Annotated in this window: 10 protein-coding genes; 1 reads left to right on the top strand and 9 read right to left on the bottom strand. The window is 31.9% G+C overall.

Annotation, left to right across the window (positions count from 1 at the left end):
* Positions 1–5: 5 nt before the first annotated feature.
* The 9 genes from GQS57_RS09905 to GQS57_RS09865 form a co-directional block, all read right to left on the bottom strand.
* Positions 6–3092: a TonB-dependent receptor gene (locus GQS57_RS09905; protein WP_165732684.1), complete on the bottom strand. Its 3087-nt coding sequence runs from the start codon at positions 3090–3092 to the stop codon at positions 6–8.
* 235 nt (positions 3093–3327) lie between these two features.
* On the bottom strand, positions 3328–4779 hold the full coding sequence (locus tag GQS57_RS09900) for a hypothetical protein (protein ID WP_165732683.1): 1452 nt from the start codon (positions 4777–4779) through the stop codon (positions 3328–3330).
* A gap of 80 nt (positions 4780–4859) precedes the next feature.
* Positions 4860–6773 carry a VCBS repeat-containing protein gene (locus GQS57_RS09895; RefSeq protein WP_165732682.1) on the bottom strand — a complete coding sequence of 638 codons (1914 nt, stop codon included), beginning with the start codon at positions 6771–6773 and terminating at the stop codon, positions 4860–4862.
* Positions 6774–6784: 11 nt separating this feature from the next.
* Entirely contained in the window at positions 6785–8437 is a 1653-nt protein-coding gene (locus tag GQS57_RS09890) for a sulfatase (protein ID WP_165732681.1), read from the bottom strand.
* 133 nt (positions 8438–8570) lie between these two features.
* Complete coding sequence (locus GQS57_RS09885; RefSeq protein WP_165732680.1) at positions 8571–9578, bottom strand: hypothetical protein; 1008 nt, start codon at positions 9576–9578, stop codon at positions 8571–8573.
* Between the two features lie 174 nt (positions 9579–9752).
* Entirely contained in the window at positions 9753–11675 is a 1923-nt protein-coding gene (locus GQS57_RS09880) for an FAD-dependent oxidoreductase (protein WP_165732679.1), read from the bottom strand.
* A gap of 134 nt (positions 11676–11809) precedes the next feature.
* The gene (locus GQS57_RS09875; protein ID WP_205860250.1) at positions 11810–13456 is read right to left on the bottom strand and encodes a sulfatase; all 1647 of its coding nucleotides are present in this window, start codon (positions 13454–13456) and stop codon (positions 11810–11812) included.
* Between the two features lie 20 nt (positions 13457–13476).
* Positions 13477–14376 carry a GDSL-type esterase/lipase family protein gene (locus GQS57_RS09870; protein WP_165732678.1) on the bottom strand — a complete coding sequence of 300 codons (900 nt, stop codon included), beginning with the start codon at positions 14374–14376 and terminating at the stop codon, positions 13477–13479.
* 181 nt (positions 14377–14557) lie between these two features.
* Positions 14558–16630 (bottom strand): glycoside hydrolase family 127 protein, encoded by a 2073-nt coding sequence (locus tag GQS57_RS09865; RefSeq protein WP_165732677.1) that lies wholly within the window; start codon positions 16628–16630, stop codon positions 14558–14560.
* A gap of 324 nt (positions 16631–16954) precedes the next feature.
* On the opposite strand from GQS57_RS09865, the gene GQS57_RS09860 reads away from it, so the two are divergent.
* Positions 16955–18562 carry a hypothetical protein gene (locus tag GQS57_RS09860; protein ID WP_165732676.1) on the top strand — a complete coding sequence of 536 codons (1608 nt, stop codon included), beginning with the start codon at positions 16955–16957 and terminating at the stop codon, positions 18560–18562.

The raw sequence follows: 18562 nt of genomic DNA, 5'->3' as shown, positions 1-18562 counted from the left end.
TTAAATTAAAAATTAATGTTTACTCCTAACATATATTGTGAGGATATTGGTCCAGTATTTTTATCTAAACCTCTTGCTTGTATTCCCCCACCTACTTCTGGATTGTAACCAGAGTATTTAGTAATAGTTAATGGGTTTTGAGCTCTTACATAAAAACGCAATCTGCTAAGTCCCATTTTGTCTAAAGTGTTTTTAGGAAAACTATATCCCATAGAAACTTGTCTTAATCTTAAATAAGAACCATCTTCTAACCAAAGATCACTATACCCTAAATAGTTGTTATGTCTTGTAACATCGTTTCTATAAGTTGGTACTGTAGAGTTTTGATTTTGTGGAGACCATTGATAAATTTGATCTTTATGTCTACCAAAACCATATGCCCAAGCATCAAAACCATTCATTATCTCTTGCCCTAATGCAGCATACCAGTTCATTGAAAAATCCCAATTTTTATAGTTTGCGTTAAAAGTATATCCTAATTCATATTCTGGTAATCCACTACCACTATAAACCCTGTCTGATTCATCTAAAACACCATCATTATTTTGATCTATAAACTTCGTATCTCCCATTCTTGCATTTCTATCAATATTGTTTTGGTATTCTGCAAGTTTTACTTCTGTATCTAAAATTCCGTCTGTTCTCCATAAGAAAAAAGCTGCTGCCTCACGACCAACTGCCAATGCAGTAACTCTAGATTGTTGTGGTGCTCTACCTACTAAACCACTGTCTGTAGTTAATTGAAATTTAGTATCTCCACTAATTTTTGTAACTTCATTCTGGTTTGTAGAGAATGTACCATTCATTCTATATCTAACATTACCAATATTCCCTCTAAAACCTAACGCTAATTCTAATCCAGAATTAACCATATCTCCAACATTTAAAACTACAGTTGCATTGTTACCACCACCTGCTGAATTAGGAATAAAAACTGGAAATAACATGTTCGATTTATCTGAGTGATAATATTCCGCTGAAAGCGTTAATCTGTTTCTTAAGAACCCAAAATCGAAACCAATGTTTTGTTGTGTTGTTTCTTCCCATTTTAAAACTCTGTTTACAAAGTTTTCTTGAGTAGCTCCTAAACTTACAGAACCGTTAGAAGTTGCGTAATTAATATCTTGAGAAATACCTGCAGAATATAAATAATCTCCAATTCTATCTACACCAACAGTACCCTGACTTAATCTAAGTCTAAAGTTATTAACTGCATTTTTGTATTTATCCCAGAAAGGTTCATCAGAAACATTCCAAGCTAATGCGATTGAAGGAAAAGTTCCCCATCTATTATCTACCGGAAATTTAGAAGAACCATCTCTACGTAAACTAGAACTTAAAATATATTTTCCTTTATAACTATACTGAAGTCTTCCTATTAAACCTATTCTTGTTTGCTCATAATCATTTCCAGAAGAAACAAACTGAGTACCAGTTGCTCCATTTAAAACCTGAACATCATCATTAGTGGCTCCATTTCTTGTTGCTGTAAAAGCTTCACTTTCATTTTTTTCTCCATTTATAAAAGCTGTAAGTGTTACATCATGCTTTTCATCAAATACTCTGCTATAAGTAGCTCCAAAATCTGCTATCGTATTCGTTGTAAATCGAGTTCTGTTAGAAACAAAACTATCTTCTGGTTGACTTTGTAAAACCGGTGGTGTTTGGTTATTATAAATCTCTTGATAAGGTCTGTAAATTTTACCAATACTATTTATAGATGTTAAACCTAAATTACTAGAAAGGCTTAAATGTTCTGTAGCTTGATATTTTAAATTAAGTGTTGCTGCAGCTCTTGTAGTTTTATATACATTGGTTGTTCTTAAACTCTCAATAACCCAACCTAATCTATTTACATCATCTCCACCTTGAGACAATTCATCTAAATTATCTAAATTAAGTCCGTTTTGAGTTGGTCTATACACAATAGATTGTGATAAAAGATTTCCCTGAGGAATATCTCTAGTATCTTTATTCATAGAAACACTAGACTGAATTCTTAGTTTATTTTTTTCGTAAACTGTACTTGCTCTAATATTAAAACGGTTATATGCTGAATTAATTTGTAATCCTTCTTGACTAAAAAATCCTGTAGAAACATTATACGTAATATCTTCTGTACCTCCAGAAACATTTATATTATAGTCTTGTGTTGGTACATTATTCGTAAAGATTAAATCGCTTAAATTCGTTTCATTTAAAAAGGATCTTGGCTGCTGTAAAATCTGTAAACTAACCTGGTCATCATAACTCCCGTTTACATTTCTACTCTGTACAACATCAAAATAAGTTTGTTCTACAGAATTCATTAAAGGCACAGCTGCTCTTCTATGCTGAATAGCATAACTAGCATTAACTCTAACTTGTAAAGAACCTGGTTTACCTTGTTTAGTAGTAATTAAAATTACACCAGTAGCTCCACGAACCCCATAAATTGCAGTAGAAGCAGCATCTTTTAATACGTTAATAGTTTCTACATCTGAAGGTGGAATTCCTGGATCTCCATCTTGTATTACACCATCAACAACATATAAAGGTGTATTGTCTCCAGATAATGAAGTAACACCTCTAATTAATATTTCTGATGTTCCTCCTGGTTCTGAAGAAGAAACAATGTTTACCCCAGATACTTGCCCTTGTAAAGCAGCTCCTAAATCTGAACTAACAATACTCTCTAGATCTTCTGCTTTTACTTGAACAACTGCCCCAGTAATTTCTTTCTTTTTTACTGTACCATAACCAATTACTACTATTTCTTCTAAGCTTTCTACAGAAGGGTCTAAAACAACACTCATGGTTGCATTTTTAACCTTAAGATTTTTCTGTATCATACCAATGTAACTAAACTCTAAAATATCTCCAACATTAGCTTTGATAGAGAAAAGTCCATCAAAATCTGTTGAAACCCCATTTTGAGTTCCCTTAACAATTACACTTACACCAGGAATTGGCCCCTGATCTTCTGAACTAGTTACAGTTCCAGATACCTTAATTGATTGTGCATTAGTGCTAAACTGACACAACAAGGCGAAGAGTAAAAGCAAGAAACTACCTGCTTTAGCTTTCCTCAATAATAAATTTAAAATTTTCATCTATTTAATTTTTGAACTTAATTGAACTTGATTGATTCTGTAATCTTATGGCAAAAAACAATTGCTAATTTATAGTCTTTCTTTTTTTAACATAAAATTACAGTTACAAAGTAACAGTATAATCGGAATTATGTATATGTGGCAATTATCTTATCATTACTGTATTTTATCCTTAATGTATGTTAAATTAATATAAAAAGGTAATTTTATACTAATGGTAAAATACTACTGAAAATTATATTTTTAAGGAATCTAAAACATGGTTCCCTGATTTAGAACCCCTTACTACAATATCGATTCCCTTTACTGATTTATCTACCGATATTTTTTGACGAAGCTGTAGCACTTTTAATGGATTAACTTCTTCCAACATTACCTCTTCTACAATTTTACCATTACTGTCTTTAAGAATCAACACAGCTTGTCCTTCTATAAAAACACCATAAAAGCCTTCTAAACTTTTGGTTTCTTTATTAAAATGTAATTTTTTAGTAATAACGCCAGTAAGGTTTACATCTAAAACAGGTGAAGTTTCAATTTTTGCAGCTCCTTGTATTTCTTTATAGGTAAAACTTTCTTTTGGCTGAAGTGTATATAAAGGTGTTTTCACTTCCGTTTCTATGTATCCAGTTTCTAAGCCGCTGCAAAAAATAGCCATATTTATTCCGTGATCATATTCTTTAGCAGCATCATAAGGTTCCATAATTTTTACAAAAGCAGTGTTTGTAATTTTGTTTACATAGCAAATCCAAGATTTGGATGATATAATGTGTAAACCCGCCATAGTGTTATATTCATACTCCACTTCATAAATTCCGGGTGCAACTTCTCCTTTCCAGTTTGTTCCTTTATTAAAGTATTTTTTAATGTGTTCCGGATTGTTTTTATCAATCTTAAAACGGTTTCTGTCGATGTAATTCCAGCGTTGTTGTGGTGTTGCAGAAATTTCAAATTGTTCTCCACTTGGTAATTTTAAATCTTCAGAAAAAGGAATAAAAGCACTAAAATTATGTCCGTCTTGTAGTTTAGAATCGCTCCAAGAAACATGCTGACTAGAAATCATCAACCCTTTTTTTATGGTTTCTTCTCCAACATTTTTTAAAGTATGGTTGATGTACACCAAACTAGAGTTGGGTTCTATATACAAACTTCTAGCATATTGAATTTCCTCTTCTATTTTATCTGGATATAAAAATTTCTTTTCTTTTCCGTAATAAAAAGGAACTGGTAATTCTTGCACTCCAGATTTTACTTCTATCGTTTTTTTTCCTTCGGAATTTTCTCCGACAGAAACCTGATAAAGGGCATCTCCAATTACAACTGGTGGTGGCCAACGATTGCTTTTATTTCCATTTTTATCGATGGATGAGTTTTCGATAGGCAAAGGCACTAATCTATAACCACCAAAGTTTCTCCACTCGTTCATTTTTACCTCATCAGAAGTTCCAAAAGACTTTCCAAATAATTTTGGATTTACCCACAAAGACGGAACATCACCTAAATTATATTCTAAAATTCTTCCAGCCGCTTCTGGCACAACTGCCAAACTGATGTATTTGTTTTTAGCAACATATACATTTTCCCATCCCCAATTGTTGTAATTTTTTTCTATGGATATTGTTTTTTCTTGCTGAGAAAAACTAGAGATACTTACCAGTACCAATAAGCACAGTGTTATTTTTTTCATAGTATTTTTTTTTTAAGTTTATTGATTATAAAAAAAGCCTCAAAAATGAGGCTTCCTAAATTGAAATTTTATGAAGAATATTATTTAGTAGGACTTTTACTGCCTACTTCATAAATTGTATTTAAGTCTTTTATAGAAACAGTTGCTTTCTCACCATTGCTCCATACAACTTCTGCAGCATCAATTTTATTACAAGTTCCTAAACCTACATTTAAATAGGTATTAAAAGGATGCGAAAAAGAAGAAGACGTTTCACCAACCACTCTTTTATAAATCTTTCCACAAGACTTAATGGTTAAAACAGCACTTGTTGCGGTCGCTTTACCAGAAGGAGAATACCCAACTTTAACCGTTACAAATTTATTTGAATTTGATGCATAGTCATTTGTAAATAAATGCCATTTTCCTCTTTCATTAGAAACTATAAGATCTAAATCTCCATCATTATCATAATCAAAAGCATCTGCTCCCATACCGGTAGATCCTAATTCTTTGGTAATAATTCCGTGATTTTTATCGCGTTTAAATGATTTTCCTTCTTGATTTAAATATAAAATTTGTTTTGTTTCTTTTGATGATTCTCCATAACGCAACACAAAAATATCTGACCAACCATCATTATTAAAATCAGCAATTGCAGAACTGCTCGTTTGTTCCGTAATATTAATTCCTAAAATTTTGGTTACTTCTGTAAATTTACCATCCTTATTTTCTAACAATTTTGCAGGTAAATCTTTTAGCTTGATTATTTCTGGTGAAGTCAAAACATTGTGCAAAACAGCAGAAGTTGGGGAATTTGTATGTCCGCCAATTCTCCACATTCCATCACCTAAATAGCCAATATACAAGGCTTTCTTATTGGTATCTGCTGGATATCCTGCAGCTTCTTCTCTTGTTACCGTTAAATCTTGATGTCCATGATTATCCTCTGTACGTTTCCAAAGCTTCTTATTTACGCCTAAATAAACATCAAAATTAGGAAACGCCATTTGCAGGTTTTCTATTTTTAAATCTCCTTCAACTTTAATATTAGTATAATCAAACTTTGTTCTTCTTGCAAAAAAATAAAAACGTTTGTTTAAAGCATCATAATCGCTTTCTGCATCAAAAGGATGTTTAGAACGAGTTAGAAATAAATCGAAATCTCCATCATTATCATAATCTATTTGCGAAACACTGTTTACCAAATTTGTATTGGCTAAACTCCCCAAAACCTCTTTGGTTACTTCTACAAAACCATCAACTAAACCTTTAACCAACACCAATTCTCGTCCTCCGTGAAAAAGTATGTCTGTAATACCGTCATTATTATAATCCAATAAAGTAGTACGCATCCCCATTCTGTCTGCATTGGCTATATATGTATTGAATTTAAAGGTTGATTTAGCATCATTTGTATATAAAATATTTCCTTTTTTTAAAGCCTTCAACGTAGGAAAAGCTGATGTTACTAAGTCTAATTTCCCAGCTTTTTTGATGTCGACAAATTTTGCAGCTCTTCCTCTTCCTTTTTCAAAATGTTTAAACTCCCCACCTTCTTCTATACTTCTATCTTTATTGACATGATAATATCTTGGTTTTCTCGGATTTTTGCCATCTCCACCACCAGGTTGCACAATAATATCTACGCGTCCGTCAAAATCATAATCACTAATAGCTATTCCATGCGTATCCCCAAAAATAAAAGGATCTCCTAATTCAAAAACACCTTTATTATTCCAATATATTTCTACTCTTCTAGAATGTTCTGTCAATAATAAATCTAAAAACCCATCTTGGTCTAAGTCCGCAATTACTGCATTGTCAAACTTTCTTCTATTTCTATCTTCTAAAGGAATAATCCCACTATTTTCAGAAAAAGTAAGTGCATTATTTTCTTTTGAAGTTGAAGACAATGTATTATTTACAGTAGATTTTGACTGTATAACACATCCAACTGCAAAAACACTTAAAGCTAGTATTAATACTTGAAATATCTTTTTTTTATTGATCATTTACGTTTCCTTTAATTTTTTGCTAAATTACCTTTCCAACCTTTGTTAAACTGTTCTAACAACTGTTTTACTAATTCCGGGTTTTCATCCGCAACATTTTTTGTTTCTGTAGGATCTTTAACATGGTCATATAATTCTACAAACAAAGGCTCACTTTCTGGTTTGGTATAATCTTTCCAAACAATCAATCTATAATTTGCTGTTCTCATTCCATAACCCATTAAGTTATTTTCGAACATTTCTCTATCCCATTTAGAACCTACTTGCTTTTTAATTTTAGCTTCTTGCTCTTCAATTAAAGGACCAAAATAAGTTTCTCTCATTCCTGTAGATAAAGGATTTGCAGCCCATTCTCTTAAAGCAGGATTTGGAAACTGACTAAAAACCGCAGTTTTCCATTCTTGTTTTGGATCTGATAATAAAGGCACAAAACTTTGTCCTTCTAAATGTTCTGGCAATTCTAAACCTGCCAATTCAGATAACGTAGGATACATATCTACCAACTCTACCAAGGCATCAGTACTAGAACCTCTTACTTCTTTTTTCATATCTGGAGTCCAAATAATTAAAGGCACTCTTGTACCAATTTCATAATTGGTTGCTTTACCCCAAATACCCATTTCACCTAAATGCCAACCATGATCAGACCAAACAATAATAATGGTATTATCTCTTAAACCAGCTTCACCTAAAGCGTTAATCATTTTACCAATTTGAGCATCTACATAACTAACACAAGCTAAATATGCATGCTTTAGAACTCTTGCTTGTTCATCACTAATAGGCCCTTTTTTAGGGATTCCGTATCTAGCACGCAACTCAAAAGAAGGATGTAATCCCATTGCTGCACCACCTTCTGGCGCATTTGTTTGATCCGTTAATTTAATATCTTCAGGGTTGTATAAATCCCAATATTTTTTAGGTGCTAACCAATCAAGATGTGGCTTTTTCATTCCCATTCCTAAGAAAAAAGGCTTGTCAGGATTTTTCTCCAACATATCTTTCATCGTTACAATTGCCAATTCTGCATTGTAACCATCCTCGTAAAAAGTATCTGGCACATCTGCATTTTCATAAGCAGGTCCTTTTCCTAAACCATTTCTTGGCGCATCTTTACCATACTTAGCAATCATATCTGCCTGGTTCTTTTTAAACATGGCCTGACTTTCTGGATTTGCGAAACCACCCGGAGTATTGCTTTTTTTAATGGTCATTTTATCATAAGCAGGTTCTCTACTCCAAGACATTCCTAAATCTGCAAATGCTGTTTTATGATAAATTTTACCAGTATACGTAGTTTCGTATCCGTTATTTTTAAAATGCTGCGGAATGGTAATAATATCTGGATTTGCATCTCTAAAATACGTGAAATTTTCGATTACCTTAATCGTTTCTGGTCTTGCTCCAGTCATTAAACTTGCTCTAGAAGGACTACAAATTGCTTGCTGACAATATGCTTTATTAAACATTAAGCCATCTCCTGCCAATGCATCTAAGTTTGGCGTAATTGAAATTTCTGATCCGTAAACACCCAATTCTGGACGTAAATCATCAATAGCTAAAAAAAGAATATTTGGTTTCTTTTTAATTTCGGTTTTTTCTTCGGCCTTAGACTTGCAACCAAATGCAATAGCTAGCACTAAAAATAGTTGAATGAATCTCATTATATAATTTTTTGATGTATCAATTAATAATATAGCGCAAATTACAGCGCTATTTTGATATGAAATTGCTGAATTGTATCTTTTAACATATCAAAATTACCATACTTATAAAAAATAAAGAGATAAATGAGGATTACAACAAAGATTTATTACTTCTCTTGAAACTATTTAAAATTTCGTTTTGTTCTGCTGATAAATTTTGATTCTTCAAAAACCAATACCCTCTTCTAGCTTTGATAAAATCTGCTTTCAATAAAGGAAAAACGTTTTCTACCACTTTTTTAGAATTCGGATTTTTAGATTGCATTAAATCCAGCATAAAGGAAACCTCTTGATAGGTTTTTAACTTAGAAAATTCATTACTTAAAATATCTAAATAAGAATTATCTGTCTTATAACTTATTGATTTTAAAGATCTAATTGCCGCTAATTTATGAGCCGTTTCTCCCTTTACAAACACCTCTTTGGTGGCAGAAAAATAAATGCTTGAAGGAGACTTTTCTAAATAATCAAAAGTTGATTTTAATAAAGACTTTTCTTCTAAAACTCTTTCGGTTATCCTATTGATAAAAGGTGTTGTGTAATTTTTTCTTCGTTCTAAATCACCTAAAGCAATCTTAAAATAAGCCTGATTTTCATCAACTAAAAAAAACTTTAATTGTTGCTCTGAAACGGACTTTCCTGTAATCTCTTTAATTTTCTGAACAATTTCTCCATTTGCCCAATGCCATAAAGTATAACATGTTAAAGCGGCTCCAGGAACGGTATCTTCTTCATCTAACTCAAGAGCTGTTGCTCCAGAAATAGCATCAGATTCATCATCAACAACCGTTAATATTTCATCAATATAAACGTCTTTAAAAGGAGATGCTATATTTGCTAGAATACTGTGTAATTTCGGATAATCTTCCGGATCAAATATAGCATCCTCATATTTTTCTAGTGTTGCTCCATTTTCTAATTCGTAACGTTGGTATTCACCTAAATTATTCCAAAAGATCCTTACCGGAATCACTTTACAAACTTGCTCTAAACAAATTACAGATTGCACATCCATATAATAATCTGTAGGAAGTCCGTTTTCATCTACATTCTGATTCAGAATAATAGTTAAAGACTCCTTTTCCCCAGGATGATTCACAACGATTTTATGTTGAATGGGTTTAGTTGAATTTAAAGGAACCTCAGCGCCACTAATCAAAAAAAGTGGAAGCAATATCCATAAATATGTTTTTACAAAGTTTATCATCAAATACTAAAAAAGTTAGTTTTTTTAGACCTCACAGGTTTTAAAAACCTGTGAGGTCTTTAATTATTATGCATAACAACGCAATTCGAACAACTTCACGTTTTCTACACCATAAGTTTCTGTCATTTTTACTCTAATAGCTGTCGTTTTTACACTGCTAAACTTCATCTTTATTAGACGGGTTCTATTGTCTGTAATTTTACCTAAAGACACCCAATTTCCATTTACTCTAGCTTCAAAACTTAAAGCTTTCAACATTTCTTTAGGAACAGAATTCCCATACAAATCGTCATTTTTACTGTCTTTACGCATCATAATATTGCGTTTTACATTGGTATCACACTTAATTTCTATGGATGATAATGTAATTGGAGATTCCCATTCAGCCTGAATTTCAGCTGAAAGTCCATCTGATTGCCAGTGATTAATTTCTCCGTAAATATCTCTCGAAATTCCGTTTGTTAAGTTTTTTGCATCTCCAGAAGAAGTCGATGAACCAAAAATGGTACTTGCTTTTTTAGCCAAATCTTTTGGGTCGTTTGCATTTCTCTTCGGAATAAAAACATCATCTCTCATTAATTGCTCTTGTAATTCATTAATATGCTTTTGACCAACTTCTCTTGGCAAAACATCATATTTATTACAAATTGTAGCTGCGGTACCAACCGCTTGACCTTGCAAAGCACACGTTGCCATAATTCTACTAGAAGAAAGTGCAATATGCGTCTGACTTACATTTCTACCAGCAAACATTAAATTAGACACATTTTTAGAATACAAACTTCTAAATGGAAATTGATATACTTCTTTAAAGTGATAATGAAAATAACTTGGTGGCTCAGAAATATTTTCAATTCCACCAGGATTGTGCTCATCTAAAGACCAACCTCCAAAAGCAACCGCATCTTCAAAATGTTTGTGCTCTGTCATGTCTTTTTCAGACAAAATATGATCTCCTACAAAACGACGAGATTCTCTTCTTCCGGGTAAAGAACCTACCCAATCTAAGGCTAAGTTTTCCGCTTCCGGAAATTTTCCTGAATTTTTAATATAATCCCAAACCCCATGTAAATAGCCCATTAATTTATGTCTATTCACTTCTGATTCCGCAATAATATCATCTTCACTCCCAACTTCTATCCACCAAATTCCTTCATGAAAACCTGCAAATTTCCTCCTTTCACTTGCACCTTCATGCGTGTATTTAATAGCATAAGAAGGAGGAGAATATTTCATCGGTTTCCCCATATCTTTAGAAGACATTAATAAAGTTGCCCCCATTTGCCAACCATCTGGCTCGTCTGGTGCATATTTTTCATTAAACTCTGCCTTTCCTTCTCTACCTGTTCTATATTCCGCGCCAGAAGTTGCAGCCAATAATCCATCACCTGAACAATCAATAAAAATTGGTGCATTTATGGTAAACATGGTTTCTGTTGTTGCCTGCCAACACAAAGCAGATTTTATTTTATCTCCATCCATAACGGCTTCAATGGCTTGGGTATTTAGCATTAATGTGATGTTAGGTTCTCTCACCACAAAATCGTACAAAACATGATCAAAAACAGGAAAAGCTTCTTGCTCATTTTCAAAACGATTGTGTAACAAAATTTCTTCAATGATCCCTGTTTCTCGTTCTGCTTTTCCTTTTATATTGTTTACTCCGTTTAAATGCACGCGCATTTCACTTGAAGCATTTCCTCCTAAAACAGGTCTGTCTTGAATTAATACTGTTTTATCGCCATTTCTTGCAGATGCAACAGCTGCGCAAATTCCTGCTGCTCCTCCACCAATTACGGCAACATCATATCCATCTGTTTTTTTTCTTGAATTCACACCTGATTTACCGGTTCCTAAATGATACCATTTATCATTATTTCGATCATACACCATGTCATCTGTACTTGCACATGACGTTGCTATCATAGGTATTGCTCCAACTGCGATTGCTGCTGTTGCTCCTTTTTTAAAAAAATATCTTCTTCTCATTATAATGTTGTTTTATATGTTATTTCTTACAAATATATTTTCAACTTTTCAACGGAAATCTGTGAAATCCGCGGGACATTTTTTACACGGTTATTATATCTCCCAAAGATTTCGCTGATTAGCGCAGATATTTTTTATATGGCTTTCTTTGGAGTATTTCCCTCCCAACCTTTATTAAATTGTAGCATTAATTTTTCAACTAATTTCGGATTTTTATTAGCGATATTCTTTGTTTCCGTTGGATCTGTTTTATGGTCATACAACTCAACAAAAACGGGTTCTTTCTCTTTGTTTTCTCTATCTTTCCAAACAATAAATCTGTACTGTTCGGTTCTCATGGCATAGCCCATTAAATTATTTTCAAACAAATTTCTATCCCATTTTTCTTTTTGCTGCTTTTTTATTTCCCCTTCAACTTCTTCTAAAAGTGGACCAAAATAAGTTTCTCGCATTGCTGGTCTTATCGGGAAACCACCCCATTCTCTTAAGGCTGGTGAAGGAAACTGACTAAACGCAGCAGCCTTCCAAGGTGTTTTTGGGTTTTCTATTAATGGTTTAAAACTTGTTCCTTCTACATGTTTTGGAATTTCTAAACCTGCTAATTCTGCTAACGCAGGATACATATCTACCAATTCTACCAAAGCATCTGTGGTTTTTCCTTGACTTCCTTTTGGCATGCCTGGAGTCCAAATTAATAATGGAACTCTTGTAGCAATCTCATAATTCGTTGCTTTTCCCCAAATGCCCATATCTCCTAAATGCCAACCGTGATCACTCCAAACAATTATAATTGTGTTTTCTCTTAGACCTTCTTTTTCTAAAGCCGAAATCATTTTACCAATTTGAGCATCCACATAACTTACACACGCTAAATATGCATGTTTTAAGGTAATTGCTAACTCTTTATCAATAGGGCCTTTTTTAGGAATTCCACTTCTAACTCTTAGCTCAAAAGAAGGATGTAAACCCATGGTTGCTCCGTTTTCTGGACTTTCCACTTGGGTTGATAGTTCAATGTTGTCTCTGTCGTATAAATCCCAATATTTCTTTGGTGCTACCCAGTTTAAATGTGGCTTGTTAAATCCTAATCCTAAGAAAAAAGGCTTGTCACTTTTAGCATTCATTTCTTTCATTGTTGCAATTGCCAATTCAGTATTATAACCATCAGAATAGACATTATCAGAAACATCCGCAGATTCATAAGCAACACCAGAAGCTAAACCATACTTGGCTACAGCACCATATTTAGCAACCATTTCTTTTTTTGTTTTTACACGATCTTCATTGTTCTTTTTTAATGCAAATCCTACTGGTTTTTTAACACCTTTCATACTATCTAAAGCAGGTAATCTACTCCATGATTTCTCATCATCTAAATCTCCATGATGAAAAATTTTACCCGCATAAACAGTTTCATATCCGTTATTTTTGAAATGTTGTGGCAAAGTAACCACATCCGGATTTGCTTCTCTAAATTTGATGTAATTATGAAAAACACCACTTGTTTCTGGACGAATCCCTGTTAATAAACTTGCTCTTGATGGTCCGCAAATGGCTTGCTGACAATACGCGTTTTCAAACAATAATCCTTGTGTTGCTAGTTTATCTAAATTAGGACTTACAGCAATATCAGATCCGTAACACCCTAATTCTGGACGTAAATCATCAATACCTATAAAGAGGATATTAGGTCTTTTCTTAATTTTTTCTTGTTGATTTTCAACTTTCGATTTACAACCAAAAGCAAGTGTTAAAATCAAAATTAATTGAACTATTTTCATGTGATAAAAAATTACTTTTATTATTTATTTGTTAACTCTAAAATCTTTTTTCTCATTATTGGATTCCAGATTTCATATCCCAATTTATTTAAATGCATCCCATCCTGAATAAAAATATCCGTTTTCAATGTTCCATCTGCATGCAACATCGGAGTGGCTAAATCAATAAAATGAACATTTTTTTCTTTTCTACTAAAATCCAAAAGCTGTGTATTGGCAATCGCTTTGTTCTTGCGGATATCTTTCCCTATAAAATCATCTACCAATACAGGTTTCATAGAAAGTAGTAAAATAGGTGTTTTAGGAAAATTTGCTTTAATCTTCTCTACCAGTTTCTTAAACACATCTACAGCTTCTTCTGGCGCTTTTCCTTGCTCAATATCAATATCACAATAAATGGCGATAATTGAAGGATTGTATTTTTTTATAAGTGCGTTGTAATGAAATGTAATTTCATGCATATTCATACCTCCAATTCCTCTATTAATAACAGAAAAATTTGGAAATGAAATAGATGTTTTCCAACCAGCAATACTAGAACTTCCAACAAATAAAATTGAATTTTCTGGAAATGAATTCTTATCATCAAAATTCTGAAAATTAGCAACTGCTTTTTCAATTCTATCGTTCCTTTTTATGCTGATAGCATTACTAGTTTTTCTAAATTTATCTTGATTCTTATGAAACAAAGACATCGCCTTTTTATACTTTTCTGGATGTAAATTATAATCTAATTTATGATCCTTCCAATATGTTCTAGATTCTTTATAAAAAGAATTTCTAACGGCATCAGTTACCACCTCTTTTTTCAAGGAATTCTGAAGAAAATCTACAAACTGTGTATCGTTAAATTTGGTTTTCTCTTGGGAAACAGTAGCATTACCAAGACACAAAAGCAGTATTAAAATTAGTCTAGACATTTTATATTTTTTTTGGTTATCAATGAATTTTTGTTAATTCTCAGCTCTAATATTGTTAATTAATGTTGTTTTTTTATCCTGAATGGTTTCAAAAACCTTGTAGACATAAAATTTGAAAATAAATTAGTTTATTTACTAAACCTACAAGGTTAAAATAAGACCTTGCAGGATCAGAATAATATTAATCTATCGCCAAAGGCAACCAAACACTCATTTCTGAAACACCTCTATTCGACCAGGCAAAATAAGGTACGAATTGTACATTATAATTTTCAAATTTTGGATTTGATAATGTTCTGTACATTCCTTCTTTTTTATCTTTTCTAATTTTAATATTTCCTGAAATAGCAGCAACTCCATTTAATAATCCCGGTTTATAAGTTGCTGTTAATTTTGATTTTATTGGTAAATACACATCCAAAATATCAGTTCCTTTTGGTAAATCTGGCGTTTCTACGCAATACACAACTGGACCTCTTTTTATAGCTGCTTGATTTCTTACTTCTTCTATTAATGGATTCCCTTCTAACAATTTAATATCCATAGGAAGATTTAAAGTAATAACATCTCCTTTTTTCCACTGTCTATTTAAATTTGCAAAAGTCCCTGGTTTTCCAGCTGTATTTTGAGTTTTTCCATTTACAGAAATTTCAAAACTAGTTGCCCAATCAGGGATTCTTAATAGTACATCAAAGGCATCATTTTTACATTCATCAATTGTAATCTTTATGTTTCCATCCCAAGGATATTGAGTTTCTTGTCTTAATTTTATGACAGATCCATCTTGTAATTTTGTATCCAATTTATTCGCTCCATATAAGTTTGTAGCAATTCCGTTTTCTGATAAACTATAAGCCCAAGCAGAAGATTTAGCAATGGTTCTTACTAAGTTTGGTGGACAACAAAAACAAGGAATATATCCAACTCTATCGGGATAATCTGTACCACCCATTTTATGATTCGCAGTTCTTCTTAGCGGATTTGTATAGAAATACGAATCTCCTTTTAAGCTGATACCAGAAAGGGCACTATTGTACAAAACCAATTCCATAACATCTGCATGCTTCGACTCTCCTTTTATATTCAACATTCTATAATTAAACATGGCATTACATAAGTTTGCACAGGTTTCATTATAAGCATGTGCATTGTGCATTTCATAATCTATAGTAAATGCTTCATGTACAAAATCTCTATTCGATGAACCTCCATCATGTTTTTGACCGCAAGCTCCAGTAACAAACATTTTTTTATCTACAATATTCCCCCAAATTCTATCTAAGGCATCAATTAAAGCTTTTTCTCCAGTTTCTGCATACACGTCTGCTGCTCCTGCATAATAATACAAGGCTAATACAGCATGACCAACAGCCTCATCTTCTTCTCTTAACGGAGTTCTCTCTTGTGTCATATCACCAATATTGTTATATCTAACTGATGGATGCGTTTTTACTTTCGACTTCCCTCTCATATTGATGAAAATTTCTGCCAACTCTAAATATTTTTTATTTTTTGTGGTTCTATACAATTCTACCAATCCCATAATCTGGACTTGATTAAACCCCATACGTGCTAATTCTGCAGATTGAGGTTGAAAAACATCGTATAAATTATTTGCGTTTTTAATTGCGATATCTAAAAAATTAGTTTTCCCCGTAACTCTATAATAAATACAAGCAGCAATATATAAATGACCACTATTGTACATTTCATGATACTTTCTTTCGGAAAATGGTTTTCTATTTTTATTGGTGGTTATCTGTGTTTGTAAATACCCATTTTCTAGTTGTGCTTTTCCTATAATTTCAATTAAATCATCTAACTCCCCAATAATTTTTGGATCCTTATTAATTGCATATATGTAAGTTGCAGCTTCCATCCATTTATAAAAATCACCATCATGCCAACTAAACCCTTTATGCTTGCCTTCTTTTAGTCCTGCCGCTATTTTAAAATTGTTTAAAGCATGACCAACATCACCTTTTAAAACTTCCCCCATATAAGGAACCATTACTTCTTCTGCAACTTTAAATTTATCGGCCCAAAAACCATCTGTCCATTCACAATCACCAATATTTAAACTCTTTAATTTAACATACGGACTGTTGGTATAATTAATAATTCCTTTACTGTTATCTAAATCTAAAACATTTGTTTTACTGGTACTAATTGCTAACTGTTTCGGAGCCTCTTTAGATTCCTTACACGCTATAATCAGCAAAAAAGAAAATAAGATAATAGGTAGTTTTTTCATTTTATTTAGTTTGAATATTCACTTGTGCATGTCCTCCTAAAATCCAGTATAATCTTTTAAATCATCTACTACAATTAGAAGAATATTTGGTTTTTTACTTTGAGCAAAACCATTTAATAAGAAGCTTACTAAAAAAATAGTAAAAAAAATTCTTAAAAACCTGTAATTACTCGTGAGTTTATTTTTAACCAAAACTATGGAATCATATTAAAAATCACTCTAAAAAACCAATTACAAAAACTTAACATTGATTATTATTTTAATTAAAACAACTTAATATAAATAATTGTTTATATTTGATAATAATAATATATAACACTGTATATGAAAACATTAAACAACTTAAAAAAAAGTTTTTATCTTATAATCATACTTAACATTAGTGTTTTACAGTATTTACAAGGACAACAATTAAAAACTCATTTTGAAGAGCATATAATTCCTTTAAATATGCCTTTTGATTCTATTTCTAATTTTTTAACTAAAACAAAAAAACAAGCGCTCATAAAAAAAGACAGCACTTTGTTAATTAACACCCTTATTACTCAAAGTAGATTTAATAGATTTAAATTAAATTACTTAGAAGCGTTTAGTTTTGCAGGTGAAGCCCTTTTTATATCCGAAGAATATAAGAACCAACTTTTAATAGCAAAAGCCAATGAAGAATTAGGTGTTTTAACCTATTTATATAAACAAAATGAAGAATCTGAAAGCTATTTCATTAAAGCCCATGAACTATATAGAAAACTATATAAGCATCACAAAATTGACGTATCAGAAATTTACAACTCTTATTATAATTTAGTTTTACACTATCAACGTATTGCGGACAAAGAAAACCTACAATCTTATATTGATAGTTGTATTGTTCTTTCAAAAAAAACGAAACTACCTCCTATCTATTCTATTTTTCTTGACGAAAAAAAAGCAAGTATTAGCGAGTGGAATAATGCACCAAATGAAGCGTTAAAACTACTAAAAAATGCAGCACAGCAATTAGAAAACAGTGCACCAAATTCTGGATTAAAAAACAAGGACAGGAAGTTTTTGCTAATTATTTATGGCAGAATAGCAATCATCTATCATAAAAAGAAAGACCTTAATAAAGCCAAATTTTATTTTGAAAAATTCGCTAAAATAAAGGGAGATTTAGGAGAAACAACCTTCTATAAATCGTTTTTATACTCACGCTATGCGGAAGTTTTAAAAGAACTAAATTTATTTTCACTAGCCTATGAATATGAAAAAAAATCTAATGATATCAGCAACGCTTTACTAAACCCTAGAAACGAAAAAAACAAAGGTTTTTTAACCATTAAAAACTATTACAAAGAAGAACTTATAAAAAAAAGAGAGCAATTAAATATTAAAAACTTAGAATTGGCTAAGGAGAAAGAAGCCCTTCTTAATTTTAGAATTACGCTGTTTATCATCCTATTTTTAGTAATTATTTTAACCTTAATTTTTAGACAAAGAATTAAAAATTTAAAGTTTGAAAAAAAGCAGCAAAACTCTAAAGAATTATTAGACGTTAAGAATAAGGAACTCACCACAAACACGCTTCAATTAATAGAAAAAGAACAAGTAATAAAACAGTTAAGCGATTTTATTAAAGAAGCAAATCCGGGAAACAAATCAAAAATAATTTTAAAAACGATCGAAAGAAGCTCTACCAGTTTATGGGATTCTTTTAATAGAAGATTTAATCAACTTAACAAGGGTTTTTATGATCGTTTACAAGAAAAAGTACCCGATTTAAGTAGAGCAGACAGAAAGCTTTGTGCATTGATAAAACTTAACTTTTCGGGTAAAGAAATGGCACATCTTTTAGGAATTTCTTTAGGCAGCGTACACGTTGCTAGACACAGATTGCGTAAAAAAATGAAACTGGAAAGACATCAAAATCTCACCAGTTTCATTACTTCTATATAA

The organism is Polaribacter sp. 20A6, from assembly GCF_011378915.1.
GTDB lineage: Bacteria > Bacteroidota > Bacteroidia > Flavobacteriales > Flavobacteriaceae > Polaribacter > Polaribacter sejongensis.
This window is presented reverse-complemented; position numbering and strand designations above follow the sequence as displayed.

Coding starts and splice junctions, on each gene's coding strand:
- GQS57_RS09905 (WP_165732684.1), bottom strand. CDS start 3,092: ATGAAAATTTTAAATTTATTATTGAGGAAAGCTAAAGCAGGTAGTTTC.
- GQS57_RS09900 (WP_165732683.1), bottom strand. CDS start 4,779: ATGAAAAAAATAACACTGTGCTTATTGGTACTGGTAAGTATCTCTAGT.
- GQS57_RS09895 (WP_165732682.1), bottom strand. CDS start 6,773: ATGATCAATAAAAAAAAGATATTTCAAGTATTAATACTAGCTTTAAGT.
- GQS57_RS09890 (WP_165732681.1), bottom strand. CDS start 8,437: ATGAGATTCATTCAACTATTTTTAGTGCTAGCTATTGCATTTGGTTGC.
- GQS57_RS09880 (WP_165732679.1), bottom strand. CDS start 11,675: ATGAGAAGAAGATATTTTTTTAAAAAAGGAGCAACAGCAGCAATCGCA.
- GQS57_RS09875 (WP_205860250.1), bottom strand. CDS start 13,456: ATGAAAATAGTTCAATTAATTTTGATTTTAACACTTGCTTTTGGTTGT.
- GQS57_RS09870 (WP_165732678.1), bottom strand. CDS start 14,376: ATGTCTAGACTAATTTTAATACTGCTTTTGTGTCTTGGTAATGCTACT.
- GQS57_RS09865 (WP_165732677.1), bottom strand. CDS start 16,630: ATGAAAAAACTACCTATTATCTTATTTTCTTTTTTGCTGATTATAGCG.
- GQS57_RS09860 (WP_165732676.1), top strand. CDS start 16,955: ATGAAAACATTAAACAACTTAAAAAAAAGTTTTTATCTTATAATCATA.